Below are 21,511 nucleotides of genomic sequence, written 5' to 3' on the forward strand. Positions count from 1 at the left end.
ATGGAAAAAGTCCAAGCAGTATTACCGCCTAGCATTGCAGCGAGTGCCGCAGCAAGGGTTTACGATATTAGAAGCTCAACAAGTTTTAGCGGTGAGTTCAACCCAACATTTATAAAGAACTTTAAAATCACCAACAACCAAATAAGAGGCGTTAGTGGTGGCTTAATCAATCAACTCCTAAACCGTACCACCGGTTTTGCATTAACAGCGCAAGGAATCTCCTCGCAATTTGAAGGCCACCATATTATTGGCATTCGTGGCACCGTTTTTACGTCCTGCGCTGATTGGCTAACAAACTTAAACGTAGCCATTACCCATGGCCCTAAAAATTTAGAGGTGCACTCTGGTTTTGAGAAAGCCTTTACCAGCATGAAGCCGATGTTTGCAAGTTATGTCAAACAGCATAAGCCTAAATGTTTGCACCTTGTTGGCCATAGTTTAGGTGGCGCGATTGCCCAACTATCAGCAATATGGGCAAGTGAGCAAGGTATTCCCACTAATTTATATACGTTTGGGGCGCCAAGGGTTGTGCTGAATCATTCGGTGCATTCAGCTGCACACAATATTGGCCAATATCGTGTAACACACGGCGCTGATCCGGTACCTTGCGTACCAGCTTGGCCATTTAGTCATACCTCAAGCGAATACCAAACGGCGATGAATGAAGGATCGTTTTTTAATATTGGTGCACACTCAATGGAAGAAGACACACCCGGTTATGTTAACACTGTGGCAGCATACAAAGATTATGGAAGCATGGAAAGTTCACTAAAAACTCTTCACTATAATCATACAGTTTTAAAATATGCTCTGCGCTATAACGTGACGTTCTCACTTAGATGGCAGCGAATTATTACCGATGGCTTAATTACCTTTTTAAAGAAAACTGGCCAATACGCCTTTATTTCTGCACAAGCAGGTCTTAGCGTTGGGTTAACTTTTTATGATATTTTAGCGCGATGCTTGCATGAATCTGTGGTTAAGTTTGTAGAGCTCACAGAAGAGTTAAAGGGTTTAATTGGCCATATGCTTGCTTTTGTAGGTAAAGCGTCATACGAGGTAGTAGAGCTCACAACTCAATTTATCCGTTGGGTGTTAGGTTTAATGATTAAAAAGCTCTATATGGTTGCGAAGCAAGCCATTGACCGTATTTAAGTATAGTCAGTTATGTAAATGCGGCATCAAGTATCAGCCGCATTTATTATAATTAAAGGCACTTAAATAGCGCCTTTAATTGGCCCATGTTCGTGGTGTACATGTGGGTTTTGACCGCGTTGACGAAGTAAATGATCCATTAAAGTAATGGCCATCATAGCCTCAGCAATCGGAATAGCACGAATGCCTACACAAGGATCGTGACGACCTTTGGTGATCATCTCAACCGCTTCATTTTCGGTGTTAATACTATTACCGGGAATAGTAATACTTGATGTTGGCTTAAGGGCAATTGATGCGATTATATCTTGGCCTGTTGAAATACCTGCAAGCACGCCGCCGGCATGATTTGAGGTAAAACCATCAGGGGTTAACTCATCACGATGTTCTGAGCCTTTTTGCTCGACTACATCAAAGCCATCGCCAATTTCAACGCCTTTAACAGCATTAATACTCATTAATGAATGTGCAAGTTCAGCGTCTAGCCTATCAAATACTGGCTCACCTAATCCAACTGGTACATTTTTAGCCACTACTTTTACTTTGGCACCCACTGAGTCGCCTTGTTTTTTTAGCTCGCGCATATATTCATCAAGTACTTCAAGCTTACTTGTATCTGGGAAGAAAAATAAGTTGTTTTCCACTTCGTCCCAGTCGTAGTTTTCGGCTTTTATTGGCCCTAATTGGCTCAAGCACGCGCGTATTTCAATACCATGAAACTGTTTTAAATACTTTTTAGCAATGGCGCCTGCGGCAACCCGAATAGCGGTTTCACGCGCAGATGAGCGGCCACCACCACGGTAATCGCGCAGGCCGTACTTATGCCAGTAGGTATAGTCACCGTGACCTGGACGAAACACGTCTTTAATTTTGCCATAATCTTGTGAACGTTGATCGGTATTTTCAATTAATAAACCAATGCTGGTACCGGTGGTTTTACCTTCAAAAACACCCGCTAAAATTTTAATTTGGTCGCTCTCACGGCGCTGCGTGGTATAGCGGCTTTGCCCTGGTTTTCGTCTATCTAAATCGTGTTGTATGTCGGCCTCTGTTATCTCAAGGCCTGCTGGCGTGCCATCCACAACGCCGCCTAATGCAACGCCGTGGCTTTCGCCAAAGGTGGACACTTTAAATAACTGCCCTATGCTATTACCTGCCATTAACTTTCCTCATTCCTAATGACTTATAGCCGAGAATTATCTCGGCTATAGTGTTACCCAGCCATTTGGGATGAATGGCTAGTATTAATAATTACTGTGCAAAGTAGGCATCTAGTTGTTGCTTGCTAATAACAAACACACCTAATCCGCCTTGTTCAAACTCAATCCATTCAAATGGTGCGCCTGGATATAGTGCATCCATATGTACCATAGAGTTACCTACTTCGACAAATAACAAACCGTTATCTGTTAGATGCTCACTAGCTTGATCTAAAATAGTACGTGTTACATCAAGGCCATCGTGACCCGATGCTAACCCAAGCTCTGGCTCGTGATGGAATTCACGTGGTAAATCAGCCATATCTTCAGCATCAACGTACGGTGGGTTTGCTACGATTAAGTCGTATTTTTGCCCAGGCACACCACTGAATACGTCAGACTGGATCGGTAATACGCGCTCACTTAGTTGGTAATCGGTGATATTGATATCAGCCACTTCAAGCGCTTCATAGGATATATCAACCGCATCAACTTGCGCATTTTCGAATGCTTGTGCCAATGCAATCGCAATACAACCCGATCCCGTACATAAATCTAAAATACGCCCTACTGACTCTGGCTGCTCTAGCCAAGGTGTAAAACGATTATTAATAAGCTCAGCAAAAGGCGAGCGAGGAATTAATACACGTTCATCCACATAAAATGGCATATTGGCAAACCATGCAATGTTGGTCAGGTATGGAACTGGGGTAAAATCGTTAATGCGCTCGGCAATTAAGCCTGCTAAACGGTTTTTTTCAGTGCTAGTTAAACGGGCATGCATCAGCTCTTTGGGTGCATCAATTGGCAAGCTAAGTGCTGGTAATAACAAACTTACCGCTTCATCCCATGCGTTATCGGTGCCATGACCAAAGAAAATACCGCTACTTGCAAATTGACTTGTCGTCCAACGAAGCCAATCATGTAAGGTTGAAAGTTCTGCAACAGCTTCATCCAGGGTTGCTTCTTCTATTAGTAATTCACTCATCAGTATTATCTGCCTGCTACTTTCAAAAAATAAACTCAATCGAGGCACAACTAAGGGCCCCATGATTGCCCTATTGTATACCCAAGCCACCTCTAGGTGCGAGTGACAGTTAGAATTAAAGGTAATTTAAACAAGGCATTGATTGCAAGTGTAATAGTCACTCTGTTGTTCAAATCAATAACGCAGTATAAATCGCTTTTAAACTAACCTTATTGGCGCCGTACTATGCACCTCAAAGCTGCTTGGGTATCACACCTTTTTACTCGATTTTTACCACTTTTTTGTTTAGACTGCCGCTATGAAAAAAGATCCACACTCAAACAATCTAATTAGCCCTGATGACATTGACTTGTTTCGTCAAAGTATCAGCGGTGCGCGCGTGTTCAAACAAGACACTCACCGTTTTAGCAATAAACCTAAAGTGTCACAAGCGAAGCAATTTGCCCAGCAAAAAAAGCAACAACAATCAGAATTTTTCTTTTCTGATGAATATGTGCCCGATATAGACACTAACGGCACTGTTAATTATGTGCAACAGGGTCAGGATCGTTTTTTAGCGAAACAACTTCGCCGAGGGGATTTTATACCTGATTTAACCCTCGACCTGCATGGCTTAAATAAAGAAGTAGCCAAGGATGAGCTCGCAGGGCTTATTCATGAGTGTAAAAAAAAGCATTATTACTGCGCCTGTGTTGTACACGGAATTGGCGGCCATATCCTCAGGCATAAAGTGCCGCAATACTTAGTGCAACACCCCGATGTTATTGCTATGCATCAAGCACCGCTTGAATATGGCGGTAAAGGTGCGGTACTGATATTAATTAATTTACCGCAAAGTGATGAGTTTAGACGCTAATCAATAAGAGCCTTTTAGTGCATATATTTTCGATTATATTCCCGCTGATATTTATTGTGCTATGTGGCTATATTGCTAGCCGCAGTGGCTTTTTAGAGCGAACCCACATCGCGGGGTTAAGCAAGTTTACTTTTTATATTAGTGTACCGAGCTTTTTATTTTTAAATATGGCCAAAGCAGACTTACAAACCAGTGTCAGCTTAAATGGCTTTTTAAGTTTTTACATTCCGGTTATTTTAGTTTACCTTTTTGCCCTAATTATTGACCGCTACATTCTCTCTAAACATCTTCAATACGAACGCCATAGCGTGTTTGCCCTTGGCAGTAGCTATTCCAATACTGTATTGGTGGGTTTACCTATTATTATTGCCGCATTAGGCGAGCAAATGATGGGCATTATTTTTATGATCATTACCTTTCATAGCGCATTATTGTTCACACTTACTTTTTTAATTAGTGCAAACAGCGCCAGTCATGCGTTTTCCTGGTCAGCATTTTCCAAGAATATGCTACTCAATCCAGTAGTGTTAAGTATTAGCACTGGTCTATTGGTTAATTTAGCAGGGGTTACTTTATTTGCTGACTTAACTAATGGCTTAGCACTTTTAGCCGAACCAGCTATTACTTGTGCGTTATTTGTATTGGGCGCTAACTTAGCTTTTTATAAAATTAGTGATAACTGGCAAGCAGCAGCCATTGCCAGTCTATTAAAATTAGTCATATTACCTACCTTGGTATTATTGCTAGGCACACACGTATTTACACTTAATGAGTCACTGTTAAAAGTACTGGTGCTATTAAGTGCATCGCCATTAGGCGTTAATGCCTATTTAATTGCATGCCAAATAAAACAACACCAAGATACCCTAGCCAGTGCGGTAGTTTTATCTACAGTATTAAGTGTGTTGAGTTTTAGTGTGTGGTTAACCATTTTACTTTAGATATATGCCTAACCACGTTTTATTGTCAGGCTTTAAGCTGGGGAGATTCGTAGTTTATACGGTTACATTAGCTGGCGCATCTATAGTGATGTAATCACTTTTATGGCTCACTTCATTGTAACTAATTTGGGCAACAGCACCAGTATTAAAAATTGGCATATTACCAGCGCATAGCTGATCAACCAAATAGCTCACCATAGGCATGTGGGCAACAACAAGCCAGGTATCGCATTCTGGATGAAGCGCAATTAACGTTTCTAAATAATCTGCAGCAACTTGAGGATTGCCCTCAGGAATAACATCGTGACAAGTTTCTTCAAATAAAAAGGTATTATTTTTTTTAACAGCCTCAGCCGTTTGCTGCGCTCTTACATAGGGGCTAACTAACAGGCCACTGGGAGCGTGCATTTTTTGCAACCATAGCCCCATTTTTTCAGCTTGCTGCTGACCCACAGAAGTCAAATTTCTACTGACATCATCAGAGTGCATCGGTGTTGCTTCACCATGACGCATTATCAAGATTGTTTTCATAAAAAATCAACCAATTAAAGAATATAAAACAGTAGCCAATTTGCTCGAATTTCCGCTATATTAATAACTCAAACCTATTTATTTTCTTAAAATAGTTCTTTCATGATGTTCAGGTAAATAGCGTCGCATTCCTGAAGTTATCATCTGTTGTTAACAATTTACGTTTAGTTTCAGGAGCATCATTTGAAAATCAGCACCAATGATAACAGAGCTTACCGCACACTAACACTGGACAATGGTCTAAAAGTGCTTTTAGTGCGCGATCAGGACTCAGCAAAAGCGGCAGCCTCCATGGCAGTTAACGCTGGTCACTTTGACGATCCTCTTGATAGGCAAGGCTTAGCGCACTTTTTAGAGCATATGTTGTTTTTAGGTACGGATCTGTATCCCGAATCCGGTAGCTTTAATAATTTTGTCTCTCAATCTGGTGGTAACACCAATGCCTGGACTGGTACGGAACATACCTGCTACTTTTTTGATATTAATAACAATCATATTGAATCGGCGTTAGCACAATTTAGCCGTTTTTTTATAGCGCCCGCCTTAAATCCCGAAGAAACCGAAAAAGAACGTAATGCGATTGAGGCTGAGTTTAAATTAAAGATTAAAGATGATGGCCGGCGCATCTATCAAGTACATAAAGAAACGGTTAACCCTGCACATCCGTTTGCTAAGTTCTCTGTAGGCAACCTACAAACATTAGCTGATAGAAGACGCTGTATTAGTCATGAGTTACGCGACTTTTTTAATCAGCATTACCAAGCTCAATGGATGACCCTAGTGATTTGTGCCAATGAATCATTAGATACTCTTGAGGCATGGGCAACTCAATATTTCTGGCAGATTAAAGGCAATAACAGCAAGTTAAAGCCACCCATAGAGGCACCGCTTTATCGCAGCCAAGACTTGGGTAAGTTGCTCCATATTGAGCCACACAAGCATGTACAAAAGCTGATTATTAGCTTTGCTATGCCAAACATTGACGATTTTTACCGTCATAAAACTGTTAGTTTTATTGCCCACTTACTAGGGTATGAAGGACAAGGCTCGTTGTATTCAGTACTAAAAGAACAAGGCTGGATCAATGCTCTTTCTGCCGGAGGTGGCATCAACGGTAGTAACTTTAAAGATTTTAATATTAGTATGGCGCTGACCGATGAAGGCATTGAATACTACGAAGATATTATTGAAATGGTATTTGAATACATTTGCTTAATAAATAACAACATCGGCAAACTCCCTCGCCTTTATCAAGATAAGCAAAAGCTGCTGCAAATCGCATTTGATAACCAAGAAAAATCTCGGCTGATTGACTGGGTCAGCAATTTAAGTATTAACATGCAACATTACGATGAAGTCAATTACTTACAAGGCGACTATTTAATGGAAGGCTTTAAAGCCACCACTCATGAAATGGCGATGCAATGGTTAACCCCTCATAATATGCGTTTAGTGCTGATTCATCCGGGTGTAGAGCCTGAACATACAGCCGCTTGGTATAACACACCGTATAAAATTGAAAAATTGTCACTGCATTGGCTCGAAGCGCTGGCACAAATTAGTCAGCCACAAGGTGAAATGTTATTACCTACCGCAAACCCTTATTTAGCTAAAGATGTTGTTCTATATCCAATAGAGTCGCAGCAAGCTCATCCAACGTTACTGGTGAAAGAAGCTGGCTTTGATTTTTGGTTTAAACAAGATGCCACCTTCAGAGTGGCTAAAGGGCATTTTTATTTAGCCATGGACTCTGACTTTGCAGTTAAAGATGTAAAGCATATGGCACTGACTCGATTGTTTTCTGATTTGTTTATGGATAGTGTTGGCGAGCAATTTTATCCAGCTGAGCTCGCGGGCTTAAGTTATCACTTAACCTCTCACCAAGGCGGCTTAACCCTGCATACTGCAGGGCTATCTTCAAGCCAACTAGAGCTGGTTGATCAGCTAATTGATGCACTATTTAACGTAAAAATTTGTGCTAAACGCTTTGCTGAATATAAAAAACAACTGGTAAGGCACTGGCGTAATAGCAACCAAAACAAACCCGTTAGTGAGCTCTTTAGTATTTTAGGCGCTAAAATAATGCCATGGAATCCACAGCCTGACGAGTTAGCAAATGCACTTAAAGATACCTGTTTTCATCAGTTTAATGAGTTTAGACAGGCGTTTTTTAATGCACTTCATGTTGAGTCTTTTTTACATGGCAATTGGCAACAAAATGAAGCGCTTGAGTTTCAGAAAAAGGTGGCACTGCACCTTAAAAAGTCAGCCGTTATAAAAGATTTAAAGCGCCCACTCTTTGAAATTACTAAAGTGACTCGTTACGAATTAGAACTCGCTTGTAGCGATAATGCCATGGTGATTTATTATCAAGCATTAAGCGATGATGTTGATGAAAAAGTAAAAATGATGGCGCTTAATCATTTAATTAACCAAGATTATTTCAATGAGCTACGGACCACACAACAACTAGGTTATTTAGTTGGTGCCGGTTATGCGCCCTTTAATACCCGTGCCGGAATTGCTTTTTATATTCAGTCACCTAAATTTGAACCAAGCACATTACTGCACAGGCATAATGTGTTTATTAGTCAATATTTATCAACCATTGATGAACTAACAGAGCAAACCTGGCTGCAACAAAAACATGGGCTAGTGACGCATATTGCCGAAAAAGACAAAAATTTGCGTTTACGTTCACAACGTTTATGGCTTGCAATTGGCAATGGCGATCATCAGTTTAATATGCAGCAACGCCTGCTAGATTCTTTAAACGCATTAACGCTTGAAGATTTAAAAAACTATGCAGCTGAAATTTTTGATGCTGATCGCCCAAGATATGAGCTTTTAAGCGCTAAATCTGTGAATCAATCGGAGAATCTACCACTTTATTCGCATTCTCTTTGACTCTTGCTCGCGCTTGATTTAGATTGTCTTTTGTAAATAAGAAGTAAGACAATGAACAAAATAAAAATAATAAAATACATTCTGTTGTTGACCACTTTGGTCACCGCCTACTCTGCTAGTGCATTTGAGTCATCATTTAGCTTGAACTTAAATGCGCTAGTCGTTAGCGTGTGTGCAATAATGTCATTACTGTTAATTTACTTTTTAACAGTTATTCACTCACTCAAGCGCTCACATTCCCAATTACAGCAATCTGAAAAACGCTTAAAAAGTACCGTAGAAGGTAGTGGTGACACGCTTTGGGACTGGAATATAAAAACCGGCAAAGTTATTCGTATTAACGACAAGTACGTGTTGAATAACAACAATCTAGTAGAATTCCCACCTAATAAAAGCCTTATACACCCTCGTGATTTAACTCATGTAGATTACCTACTAAAAAAACACTTTGCTGAAGAGAGTACTTTTTTTGAAGCTACTTATAGAATTAAAGATAGCTTTGGTAAATGGCATTGGGTACTCGACCGTGGAAAAATAATTGAAAAAGACGCAAACCTTAGCCCACTGAGAATGACTGGCACGGTGAGAGATATTTCTCAGCTCAAATCAACCGAAGAACGACTAAATCTATTTGCAAAATGCGTTGAGTCACTCACGGATGCACTGGCTATTTATGATAAAGATTTTAAGCTTGTTGATATTAATCCAAGCTTTTTAACTTTGTTTGGCGGTGTGCGTGAGCAATACCTTAAAAAAGAATTTCATTTAGCCGGTTACGACAAAAGCTACATAGAAACCATAAAAGACACCGTTCGAAAGCACGAGCATATTCAAGAAGAAGTAAAGCTGCGCAATAGCGACCATGCCCTACTGCCATTTGAAATTTCGATAGATGAAATTAAAAATGCGCAAAATCAAATAACCAATTACGTAGTGGTGTATTCTGATTTAACCGAGCGTAAAAAAACGGAGTCAGAGCTCAATAATTTATCCAATCGAGATCGCACCACCAGCTTACCTAACCGTAATTTATTTTTTTCTGATTTAAAAAAACTAGCAAAGCAGCATTCACACCATGCATTGTTAGTATTTGATTTAGATAACTTTAAAAAGATAAATGACTCATTGGGTCATCAGTTAGGTGACAGCTTGCTGGCAAAGCTTGCTATGCGCTTAAATAAGCTTACCCGTGAAAATGATGTATTTTATCGCCTTGGCGGCGATGAATTTGCGCTGGTTATGTCAAACACCAACGATATTCTCACTATCACCCGTATGGCTAAACAGTTTTTAGCAGCAATAGCCACACCATTTAAAATGGCAGGACATGAACTTGCTATCACATCCAGTGTTGGCATAGTGTTATTCCCCGAAGATGGTAACACCCCTGAAATACTATTAAAGAACGCCGATACCGCTATGTATCATGCGAAAAAGAAAGGTAACAGCTACCTGTTCTTTAATGACAACATGAATCGCCAAGCAGTAAAGCGACTACAAATAGAAAACCTAATGCGCTTTGGCTTAAAAGAAGATCACTTTGAGGTGTATTATCAGCCTAAAATGAATATTCGTACTGGTAAGCTTGCTGGAATGGAAGCGTTAGTGCGTTTTATTACGCCGAAAAAAGGGGTTATTAGCCCGGGGGTATTTATTCCAATCGCCGAAGAAACAGGGCAAATTATTGAAATTGGTGAAGTGGTTTTAAACAAAGCTTGTCGTGACGTAAAACAATGGTTAGACGCTGGATTATTTAACGCTCGTGTTGCGGTAAATTTATCAGCAAAACAGTTTAGCTTACCCGATTTAACTTCGCGCATTGATGTGATTTTACAAAAAAATGAACTGCCCTCTTACTTTTTAGAGCTTGAGATCACTGAAGGCACGGTAATGGACGACCCACAAGAAGCCATTGCTATTATGCGCTCTCTAAGTGCCCGTGGCATTCATTTAGCTATGGATGATTTTGGTACTGGGTATTCGTCGCTGGCGTATTTGAAACAGTTTCCACTGAATACGCTTAAGATAGATAAAGCCTTTGTTGATGATATGAAAACCGAACGCGGCCGCAATATGGTGGACTCTATTGTCACTATTGCACATAACCTTGATTTACATGTAGTTGCTGAAGGTGTAGAACAAGCTTCACAAATAAGTATACTGGAAGAGCTTAACTGTGAAACACTACAAGGCTATTACTATTCTAAACCACTCTCAAAAGATGAATTCACTGCATTTTTAAAACAACAGCAAAGCCAATCAAAACTCAGCTTAGTTAGAGCGACTAGCTAAGCACGCCATAGACACGTTTTTGCACCAATATTACGTATTAATGCACGTCGATAATGTAGATTAAATAAACACCAGGCTGCAGGCCCTAATAATCCACCCAAAAATAACCAACGCTTAACAGGCATACCCTTTTTAATGGTTTCAATATACATAAGTGCGATAAACACACCACTGAGTAAAATAAATAATACCATGCTCATCTGACTGCTGAAAAATTAAGGCGCATATAATAGCGTTAAACTGGCGAAAATTAAAGCAACGTATTCTTTAGTGGCGGTGCTTATAAATCAGACACAAAAAAGCCGAGCAACTTAAAAGCTCGGCTCTCAATTATCAATTCATTACAGCTTACTTGTCAGCACGACCCATAAACTTATGCTCAGCAGTATTTATGCGGATACGATCACCGGTTGAAATATGCTCTGGCACTTGAATTGTTAAGCCAGTTGATAAGCGTGCAGGCTTTGAGCGAGCGCTAGCTGAAGCCCCTTTAATTGAAGGATCAGTTTCTTCAACAACAAGCTCAACACTTGAAGGAAGATCAAGACCTACAGCAGTACCGTCAATTACAATAACGTGCACACCTTGGGTCTCTTCATTAACAAATTGAATTTCTTCCGCTATGGCGTCTTTATTTAAATTGTAAGGCGTGTAATCTTCATTATCCATGAAGACATACTCATCGCCATCAATGTACGACAGCATGGCTTCACGACGAGTTAAATCAGCAAGGTTAAGCATATCGCTGTCTTTAAATGTTTCGTCAACTTTACTACCCGTTACTACATCGTATAAACGCATACGGTATAAACTACCACCAGCACGACCTTGTGGTACTGAGCGTACAATATCTTTTACTACTAATACACGGCCATTAAAGTCAATAGCCGTCCCTTTTTTAACATCACTCGCCTTTGGCATGGGTGAATTCCTATTGTTTTTTTGATTGCGAGAAACATACCACGAACTGAAGAATCTTCAATAGAAACAAAACAACTTAGTCATACTTTTTAAAAATATGTGGTTCAGCGCCGCTAATAGCGGCGCTGATCACACTACGCATCAACTTAAAAGCGTACTTTTATTCCTGCTGATAACTCACTTACATCATTTTTTGAAACTTTATAATAAGTATACTTTAGTAATAATTCAGTCTGTTTATAAACCGAATAACCTAAAGCGGCACCTATATAAGGTTTGGTAGCGTGTTCTTTATACTCTAAGGGAGCTCCATCCGTGATGCTACTTTGTATTTTATACTGATGACGATAAGCGCCTAAAAATACCTTTGTACTTAAAGATTCAGCAAGCATATGTCGGTAACCTACTTCAGCTGCCACCCCTTTTGGTAACACCGGTACAAAGCGTGAATAATCTTGATGTAATTTATCTGCATCAGCTTTCACTGTTTGGGCAGTTAAATCGGCTCGACCTTCACCTAAATCAATATATCTTATAGCGACTTCCCAATTGGGTGACAGGTCATAATAAGCGCCAATTGACCAGCTAGTATCAGTATCATCAATAGAATCTAAATTAGCCTTGTTGTCCTTAGTTGCTAAAGAATGCTTTGCTTTAGACTCACCTAGCGTGGCCTCAAACGACCATGTATCAGCCATTGCACTGGTACTAATTAAACAACTAGTCGTTACTATTGCAAAGCTTGGAAGTATTGATCTTCTTCGACTAATAACAAGTACTGAAATCAGTAATAAACCCAAACCTCCCATACTTCCTCCTGATGACTTATTACTGATGGCCACTGATTTAACAGCGCTAACCGTCACTTTTACTTGTGCTGTAGACTTTGCACCTTTGCTATCTTTTATTGTGTAATCAATAATATCAACACCGTCAAAGCCACTTTTAGGTATGTATTGTAAAGTGCCGTTAATGTTAATTGTTACTGTGCCTTGAGCTGCAACTGCATTAACGACAAATAATTCATCACCATCAATATCTGAATCATTACGAAGTACATCTATTTCTATCGATGTGTTATCTGTGGTTGTTGCCGAATCAAAAACAGCTGTTGGTGCATTATTTATAACTAAGTTAACTTTAACTTGGCTGTTTGATGTGCCCCCTTTGCCATCACTAATACTATATTCAATAATCGCAACACCAACAAATCCAGCTGGTGGGGTATACAGTAACTGCTCATCAACAATACTTACATCACCAAAATCAGCCGTCGCGCCGCTTAAAGTAAGTGTATCGCCGTCCAGATCTGTATCATTTTTCAATACATCAATAGTCGCCGATTCTCCTGCACCAATTGTTATCTCATCCTGATTAGCCTTAGGAAGCTGGTTCGATGTACGAATAATTGCAACACCGCCTGGATCGACTATCGTTCGGTTCGCTTTGCCATCGTCATCATTAGGGCCACCATCAACAATTTGTAATTGTACACACCATGCACCTTCAGTTAGCCCTTGCGTCCACTCACTACCTCTTGGTGGAGGGCAATAACCAGGCTCACCTGCTGTAGAAAGTAATTGGTTGTCACCAGATGTATCAAAATCAATCCACTGTCCCTCTTTTAATTTTCTGTAAACAGAGTTTTGTGAGATTGGTTTTCTTTGCGGTATTACTATGCTGTAAGTATCTCCAGCATTAGGTAAACCTGTTGCGATAAAATCAAATAGTCCGCCTGTATTTACCGCGCCTTCATCTTCAGGTAATTCACTATCAAGCAACTGAACACCGCCCATTGCATTTTGTGAAACTGTAACCCCTTTTCTAACGCAAACGCCCGGCTCGCCTTCTACTAAGAACTTATCACTGTCTTTAACTTGTTCTTGCATGACATTACATTCACTGATTGCATCTAAATAATCAGGAATGCCATCACCGTCACTATCACCGTAACCTTCTTGTGCATCTGGGATAAGGTCACCATCGGAATCTTCCTGCCCTAGCGCCTCAAGTGAGGTTAATACTTCAACGTAAACATCTTTTGTTGTTGAGAGACTTGGCTCGCCAGAGTCTTGCGCTGTTACCGTTACTTTATAAATACCAGGAGTTAGTGATTGTGTTGAAAAAACAAATTCGTTTTCATTTACGCTTGTATTAAGGAGTTTATTATCCTCTGATACCCACTTTAACGTTACGTTATCGTTCGGATTTGCATCCTGAGCAACAGCTTTAATCGTGACAAGATCATTACCTATGGTAACAAGTGATCTTTGTTGAGAACCTTGTGTAATACTGGTACTAATAGTAGGTGCTACATTATTTTCAACAATAGTGATTGTGGCTGAAGACTTCGCACCTAAATTTAGTGTATCTGCCAGTGTAATTACAACGGTTTCATTGCCTTCCGTTTCGGAGTCTGCATACGTTGTAAAATTAACTTGTCCCTGCGTGCCACTGTTAATAACCAACTCTGACGACACTAAATCATGATCAGAGCTATCAGCAGTACCCGATACTTCATAGGCAATCGTCACTGGATAACTGGGTGCTTCACCATTTAAAAACACATTAAAGCTATGTGTTTTATTCTCAGCTATTTCGCTATTTTTACTAAGCGAAATAAGCGGACTCACGTTTACATTTTGCGTTGCGATTGCTTCAAGCCCGCTGCTGTCTACAGCTTTCCAGTAAACTAAATGCTTACCTGGCGCATACAACAAACTTGGGTTAACTAATGAGACTGCTAATTTATTACCTTCGCTATCCATTGCCGAAGGTACACCTAACTTGACCTTTGTAAACAACCCTTTTGCATTTACATCAATATCAGCCGGTGTTTCGATGGTTGGCAAATTTTCGGCTTGATTATTTAACGTTAATGTTGCTGTTGTTCTACTCATTTCTTTATCAGGGTCTTCAATCAAATAATTAATTTGAATGGTCCCTTTGGTGCTTGCCTGGGTCTGATAAACCAGCGTTCCCTCTTCAATTTGCACTGTTCCCACGCTAGCGTTAGCACTAACAATTACCAATTCATCGTCATCAACATCGGTATCATTAACTAACACATCAAGTGAGTAGCGATTATCAGCGTTGCTATTTAATGAATAGCTATCTGGATTAGCAATTGGCGCATCATTAATGGAAGCCACCGTAAAATTCACTGTAGCAATAGCAGATTTTTCCTTTGTATCATCTGCAAGATAATTAAAACTATCAGGGCCAAAATAGTCTGCATTAGGTGTATAAGTGAATGTATTGGCTTGCTTGGTTAATGTACCAAATTGAGGCTGCGACACAGCGCTAATTGTTAGTGTGTCTAAGTCTGCATCTGTAATATCAGGGGAAAAGCTAATATTAGAATCTTCATCAAGCTCTAAACTTAAGTTAGGTGCAATCGGAGCACTATTTGTTGATACCACTTCCAAGTTAAAAGGTGACAGGCTTGCCTGCTCGCTACCATTACTAACAGCGATAGTAATGTTTGGATAAAGCCCTACATTTGCCTTAGTGGGCGTACCCAATAAATTACCTGTTGCAGTATTGAAACTAGCCCAACTAGGCTTGTTAGCAATGCTAAACGTCAGTGCTTTATTTTGTGGGTCTGTTGCCGAAGGGGTAAAGTTATAAAGCTCATCTTGATTTACTTTTGTAGCTGCTGTGCCACTGATCTCAGGGGTAGTCGGTTTAGGCGCTTCAATTACTGTTATAGTAAATGATTTTTTAAAGGTTTCGGCACTGTCATCTGTTTGCACACAAACCGTATAAGCGCCCAGTGGTAATGCCGCTTTGGTTTCTAACGTGTTGCCATTGATTTGGAAAAAACTATTGCCCGCGCTTGTGGTACAACTACCCGTTGCAGCTGATGTAGATGAAACTAGCGAATAAGTATGACTGCTCGAATCAGCATCCGTAGTCGTTAATACTCCAACATCAGCACCTGCCCCCACAACTGATTCACTAATCGTAGAGCTTGAAAGGCTGATATCAGTAGGCGCATTATTTTCACCCACTACGATTACTGTAGAAGAGCCAAAACTACCAATTGCTCTATCTGCGCCACCATTAGATGTACCGCCACTGTCTTTTATTGATGTAAGTGTAACAACTCTATTGTCGGTGGTAGGCGAATCACTGGTATTTTTATACTGTAAGAACGGCACATAACTTTGCCATACTGCAGCTGAATCTGTTGCGGTAACCGTTACTGTTGCCGTTGAGCCACTTAACATAACCGTGTAGCTAAAGTTAACGGCTCCCGAATAAGTACCCGATGCATTATGCTCTAAGTTGATAAGATCGGTGCCAAATTGAAGAAACTCATGGCCCGTATCTTTTACATTAGTAACTGTTAGTGATATTTGTTCAATATTTTGCCCACTCTCAACCGTGCTAACAGCAGCGGAAGAGAAGATAGCCACTGCTGAGCCATTTTCTGTAAAGGTTGGGTTAGCCCCGATTGCTGATACTGTAGGCGCATCATTAACAGAGGTAATACTGACTGACGCTTGATTAGTACCGGTGCTTTGAACCGCGCCATCATCAAATACATAGTCAAGCACAGTTGCATTTAAAGGCACATCTGAGTTGTTGGCATAGGTAATAGCTTGCGCAACAGAATCTACGATTGCAGAAGTGGCATTACTATTAAATGTTAGCGTTAAAGTGCCTGCCGAGTTTGTGGTAACAGTCCCTATATTATTAGCATTGTAACTAAATGTACTTCCCTCAGTTAATGTACTGAGTAGTCCCGAATGAGCAAATATATCTTCTGTACTTGCGCCATCGCGCCGGCGAATAGTCAAGCTAGCATTGTTGTAATCCCCTGCGTTGCTGTTAAGTGCATCAAGCTCAGCATCTGCAATTGTCATATCGCTATCTATTATCACTGTACTGCCATTTTCGATAAATGTAGCACCGCCATTAAGCGAACTAAATGTGGGTGCTGAGTTCGGTGAAATAAAAGTAATGATAGTATCAGGGCCACTATCAGTAACCGTAAAGGTAAGGTCGTTGCCTGGTGCGTTTGTAAGAGCAAGAGTTAGCTCAGAAATGTTAAAATCAGTGGCGTTGGTATCTACTTCTAATGTACTTGTGCCATTAAAACGTACGTTACTGGCTGAAAGCCCTGTAATACCAGCAATAGTAATACGATCGCCTGCGGCTAAATCGGTAATTGTATCGCCTGATAATTGAGATGAGCTACCTACAAAATTATCATTACCTGCGTTACCTGTTAACGTATCTGTACCAGCGCCTGGGCGTAAAGTATCGGCCCCAGAGCCACCTTTAAGTACATCATCACCACTAAAATCTGATGAGGTCATTGTTAAAATGTCAGCGCTAAATGCACTTGCATCTAGCGTCACTGCAGCTGTAATAGCACTGCCACTAGCATTAGAAAAAGACACAACGCCAGCATCAGTATTAAAATTATCGGTTAAGGTGATAGTCGTGTTACTGTTAGTGCCGATTGCCAGATTTTCAATACCCGATACCGTGGTGCTGGAAAAATTAAAAATACCACCATCCATAAGTTTTAGCGTATCAGCGCCAGCAGAGCCTGTAATGGCTGTATTAAAATCATTAATATTATTAACATCAATTGCTACTGTTGCAGCAGAGGCTAAGCTTAATGTACCAATATTAAAGAAGCCCCCTCCTGTGACATCCGCGCCATCAGATACGTTAACAATATCACTTGCTGTTGCGTCGCCTGTAAGGGTACCAGTGTATGCACTAGTGCCTATTGCAAACGTAACAACATCAGTAGCTGAAGTAGCATCCACATTGGTGTTACTGCTTGAAACTGTAATGATTCTAGTATTAGTGCTGTCATCACCCACGCTATAGCTTTCAACACCTGCTAAAGTAGTAAAATCGCCATCTCCGCTAATGGTAATAGACTCTGAGCCTGGAGCCGTGATTGTGCCTGAAAATCCTTGGTGCTGGCTGGTCGTCATGTTAACTGAAGCACCAGATGCCAAGGTTAGGTTATTTATATTATTTATGGTCCCAGCTGATATATTTGCACCATTACTTAAACTCAGTGTATCTGCAACAGTATTGTCACCGGTAATGATTCCAGTAAATGTAAGTGAACCTAAATCAAACGTAATTGCATCAGTCGCAGAGGTTGCAGTTACAGAGTGGCTAGCATTAGTGACAGTAACCGAGCGCGTATTCGTACTATCGTCATTTAAGGTATAACTTTCTATTGCCGAAACAGTACTTACATTACCATCTCCTGAAACAGAAATTGTCTCAGTGCCACTGCCTGATACTGTGCCAGAAAAACTCGCAAGCTGAGATGCGCCTAGGGTGACTGTGCCACCAGCAGCAACCGATAAATCTTCAAACCCGCTGACTGTCGCACCTGATATATTACCACCGTTGGTAACAACCAAGGTATCGGTACCAATTCCGCCCGCTAAAATACCCGTTGCACTCAGTGCATTCACATTAACCGTGTCGTCACCACCACTACCGGTTAGATTCTGTGATGCATTGCCTAACGTAAATGTATTCGCTGCACTCAACACATACGTTTCAACCGCACTATTACCAGTTAGGCCATCGGTCGCGGTGCTTATGGTAATTGAATCAGTGCCACTTGCTGTTATCGAAGGAAAGCTGTCGTGCTGCGCCTCAGTCATCGTCACTGAAGCACCACTATTTAATGCTAAAGACTCAAATGCACTTACCGTGGCATTACTAATATCAGCACCGGTGCTCATTTGCAGTACATCGGTATCGCCGCCGCCAGCAAGCGTACCTGTCACGCTCAATCCAGCAATATTAATAGTATCAGCATTGCTACTACCGGTAACATTTTGCGCGGTCCCAGCTAAAGTAATATTAAAAGCAGCATTTAAAACATACGTTTCTATGTCTGCATCTGCAATTACGCTGCTATCACCATCTGCACTTGCCAAAGTAAATGTATTTGTTCCAGCGCCATTTATCGTTGTAAACGCATCGTGTTGCGACTCGCTGAGCGTTAATGAGCCGTCATTATAAGTAGAGAGCGTTTCAAAGGAGGTTAAACTGGTAAATTGTGTGAGATCACTACCATCTATAACAATAATCTCATCTGTACCATCGCCACCCTGGGCTGTAGACCCTATAATATGGCTTGCTGAAGATACAGTTAAAACCTCATCATCACTACTAAACGTTATTGCCGGATTTAAATTTGTACCATCTAAGGTGCTAAAACCCGCTGCTGTAGAGCTAGCTGCTGTAAGATTAGCCACTGAAATTGTCGCTGTACGGCTAGTACTGTTTTCAGTGCCATCATTGATAACAACTGACACTGTCCGCGAAGTTGTGTTGGGCGACGAACTGGTATTGTTATACGTGATTGCTTTAAGGAAAGTGGTAACTTCAGCCGTTGTTGCAGTTGCACCTGTAATAGAAATTGTGTCTTGTAAACTAATATCTGATGCACCACTTACACCCCCAAGTGCATTTTGCGCACTGGCAGATACATTAAGACCTTCAAACACCCCGTCTTGATCATTTGTTAATGCAACGGTTATTGTTGTTATTGAGTCGCCATCACTATCACCGGCTTCAGCATCGGGTGCAATCACGGTAGCAGGGCTGCCTTCAGTAAACGCCGAAAAACTCCCTGTACCTGGAATCATTGTGCCATTTAAATCAACAACAGGGGCTGAATTAACAGGAGTTGAAGACAAGTTAGTGATGGCAAGGTTATCAATTTTTAACCAGCTAAGAGTAGCGTTATCAGAATAAGCTATTTTTAACCATTTTATTTCTGTAAATAACGCACCAGAAGCATTTATAGTCTCGCTGCTACCGCTCGGTAAAGTCTCGCTATCCGCTACGCCTCCTTTATCCGTTGTTAGCCGTATAACTCTATTACTACCACTTGAGTTATAAACATATAAACTAGATAAATCAAACGTTTCGTTATTTGTAAAATATATTTTACTGTATGTCTGAGATGATGAGCTTGTAGATATATAAACATAGCCCGCTGAAAAATTATATAAATCTTGACCCCCACCAGCCCCAGACTTAACTTTTATGCTGTAGCTGGTACCCGGTATTATATAACTCTTATTATTAGCGTATCCCGTAGGTATATTATCAAAATTCAATGTACCATCAAACGCTAACACCTCAGAAAAGTCAATCAAGGCTCGCTCTGAAAATGGTCTATCAGCAAAATCGACATCCCCTTTAACTATTTCTAAATCCCAATCTCCGCCTTTATGACTATTACCGGTTAAATCGTTAGAAGCGGCTACATCAAGCTCCGTTGACTGACTAAAGAGTGTTAAAAATTGATCGCCTTGCAGACCCTTACCAATGTCACAGCCATAAAAAAACACATCCCCACCAGGTTTTACAGCCCCCTTAAATACCGCCATTAATTGTGGGTTACTTTCAATAACCACTGTATTTATTTGACTGTTACCTAGTTGTAGCTCCCCACTGCGCCCATGAGAAAATATACTCACGCTCTCTAACTGCTGGTAACGACCAAGCAACTCTTCAAGCTGATTTATACCTGATTCATCAGCATTGAGTTCAACAATCTCTGTCTCTGCATTTAAATCGCTATAAAATAAGGCTTTATCAGGTACTCCCGCATCGATAATGACTAGATGGTTAACACTGCTTGCAGCAGTTAACACAAGATCATCAGCCTTTGCCTTAAATGAATTAATACTTGGCACTATAAGTGGAGTGAGTTTAAACTCTGATTGCACTGGCACTTGTACACTCTGTGCAATGCCTGCGGTTTGAGTGAGCCCTAAAACCGAACCGACAACAATAGAAATAGGCGATAAGGAGAATTTCAGCATGTATTCAATCCTTTAATATATTTATGGAGAACAACGTTTTTAATACCATAACTGGTAAATTAAGGTGTTTTTTGTGTTATTAAACTTGCGTTACTGCCTTGTGGTTCTAACCAAAAAGCCATATCACTGTATTTTTTAAATAGTTCTGGGGGGAGTACTGTTTTACGCCCAGTAAAAGCCACTTTATTTTTCACTGTATGTAAGCCATCTGCACCTAAGCTTTTATCAAATTCACTGGCGTTATATGTTACATTTTCAAAGTCATGCGCAAAGTTCGGTAAGCCTAAAAACTGATAAATTAGAGCCACACTCTTTTCAGGTTTACTTACGAGCAAATCGTAGTCGATCAGTAATAACTGATCCGAAAACTCACCATAAAAACCTTCTTTTAGCGCAGCCCAAGCACTGCCGAAAGGCCCTTGATTAGACGCAATGTGCTCACAGCGGGTATACACGTTTTGCCGTGCTGCGGGGGAATAAATACGGCTAAATTCAAGACTGTTTTGCCTATAGACACGTTCAAAACTGTCCATTATCCAAGCTGGATTTCTGACTAAACAAATCACTTTAAAATCATTACCAAATAAGGAATTTAAGATATTAAGCTTTGCAGTCCACAGTCTATTGGTATCAAAAATAATTGGCTTTTCAACATCTTGGTAATACCCAGACCACACCCCATGACATATATTCAAGCGCTGCGCTGAGCTTATGCTACTAGCAAACTCGCTCCCAGCTCCCATTTGCTCAAGTAAACTAGTAACAAAACCAGCTACAGGGGTTGACATATCGGCATGAAAATCGGGGTTTTGCCGTAATATACCAGCCAATAATGTTGAACCAGTCCTCGGTAAACCAGCGATAAAATGATAATGACGCGACAT

Annotated in this window: 12 protein-coding genes; 5 read left to right on the forward strand and 7 right to left on the reverse strand. The window is 40.6% G+C overall.

Features of this window, described 5'->3' with window-relative positions; genetic code table 11:
• A complete protein-coding gene (locus ACZ5WS_RS14265; protein ID WP_464709295.1) occupies nucleotides 1-1,155 on the forward strand; it encodes a lipase family protein in 1,155 nt (384 codons plus the stop codon).
• Nucleotides 1,156-1,217: 62 nt separating this feature from the next.
• Here the strand turns inward: ACZ5WS_RS14265 and aroC are convergent, their stop codons facing one another.
• Together aroC and prmB are read right to left on the reverse strand one after the other, a co-directional pair.
• Complete coding sequence (gene aroC / locus ACZ5WS_RS14270; protein WP_198522233.1) at nucleotides 1,218-2,315, reverse strand: chorismate synthase; 1,098 nt, start codon at nucleotides 2,313-2,315, stop codon at nucleotides 1,218-1,220.
• Nucleotides 2,316-2,406: 91 nt separating this feature from the next.
• Nucleotides 2,407-3,342, reverse strand: a complete 936-nt coding sequence (prmB, locus tag ACZ5WS_RS14275; RefSeq protein ID WP_076918988.1) for a 50S ribosomal protein L3 N(5)-glutamine methyltransferase — start codon at nucleotides 3,340-3,342, stop codon at nucleotides 2,407-2,409.
• A gap of 298 nt (nucleotides 3,343-3,640) precedes the next feature.
• Between prmB and smrB the strand changes: the two genes are divergently transcribed.
• Together smrB and ACZ5WS_RS14285 are read left to right on the forward strand one after the other, a co-directional pair.
• Nucleotides 3,641-4,198 carry an endonuclease SmrB gene (gene smrB, locus ACZ5WS_RS14280; protein ID WP_008114517.1) on the forward strand — a complete coding sequence of 186 codons (558 nt, stop codon included), beginning with the start codon at nucleotides 3,641-3,643 and terminating at the stop codon, nucleotides 4,196-4,198.
• Nucleotides 4,199-4,215: 17 nt separating this feature from the next.
• On the forward strand, nucleotides 4,216-5,139 hold the full coding sequence (locus ACZ5WS_RS14285; RefSeq protein ID WP_464709298.1) for an AEC family transporter: 924 nt from the start codon (nucleotides 4,216-4,218) through the stop codon (nucleotides 5,137-5,139).
• Nucleotides 5,140-5,193: 54 nt separating this feature from the next.
• Here the strand turns inward: ACZ5WS_RS14285 and sixA are convergent, their stop codons facing one another.
• The gene (gene sixA / locus ACZ5WS_RS14290) at nucleotides 5,194-5,670 is read right to left on the reverse strand and encodes a phosphohistidine phosphatase SixA (protein ID WP_021033112.1); all 477 of its coding nucleotides are present in this window, start codon (nucleotides 5,668-5,670) and stop codon (nucleotides 5,194-5,196) included.
• Nucleotides 5,671-5,853: 183 nt separating this feature from the next.
• Here sixA and ACZ5WS_RS14295 point away from each other — a divergent pair, with 183 nt between their 5' ends.
• Together ACZ5WS_RS14295 and ACZ5WS_RS14300 are read left to right on the forward strand one after the other, a co-directional pair.
• Nucleotides 5,854-8,577, forward strand: a complete 2,724-nt coding sequence (locus ACZ5WS_RS14295; protein WP_464709305.1) for an insulinase family protein — start codon at nucleotides 5,854-5,856, stop codon at nucleotides 8,575-8,577.
• Nucleotides 8,578-8,628: 51 nt separating this feature from the next.
• Nucleotides 8,629-10,869: a sensor domain-containing protein gene (locus ACZ5WS_RS14300; protein ID WP_464709307.1), complete on the forward strand. Its 2,241-nt coding sequence runs from the start codon at nucleotides 8,629-8,631 to the stop codon at nucleotides 10,867-10,869.
• On the opposite strand, the gene ACZ5WS_RS14305 is transcribed toward ACZ5WS_RS14300, so the two are convergent.
• The 4 genes from ACZ5WS_RS14305 to ACZ5WS_RS14320 form a co-directional block, all read right to left on the reverse strand.
• Entirely contained in the window at nucleotides 10,866-11,069 is a 204-nt protein-coding gene (locus ACZ5WS_RS14305) for a hypothetical protein (protein WP_138606245.1), read from the reverse strand. The genes ACZ5WS_RS14300 and ACZ5WS_RS14305 overlap by 4 nt on opposite strands.
• Before the next feature lie 148 nt (nucleotides 11,070-11,217).
• Nucleotides 11,218-11,790, reverse strand: coding sequence for an elongation factor P-like protein EfpL (gene efpL, locus ACZ5WS_RS14310; RefSeq protein WP_010391355.1), 573 nt, complete (start codon nucleotides 11,788-11,790; stop codon nucleotides 11,218-11,220).
• A 146-nt stretch (nucleotides 11,791-11,936) separates the two neighbouring features.
• Complete coding sequence (locus ACZ5WS_RS14315; protein WP_464709317.1) at nucleotides 11,937-20,627, reverse strand: Ig-like domain-containing protein; 8,691 nt, start codon at nucleotides 20,625-20,627, stop codon at nucleotides 11,937-11,939.
• Between the two features lie 59 nt (nucleotides 20,628-20,686).
• Nucleotides 20,687-21,511, reverse strand: a complete 825-nt coding sequence (locus tag ACZ5WS_RS14320; protein ID WP_464709321.1) for a sulfotransferase family protein — start codon at nucleotides 21,509-21,511, stop codon at nucleotides 20,687-20,689.

This window comes from Pseudoalteromonas sp. 11L1 (assembly GCF_055397545.1).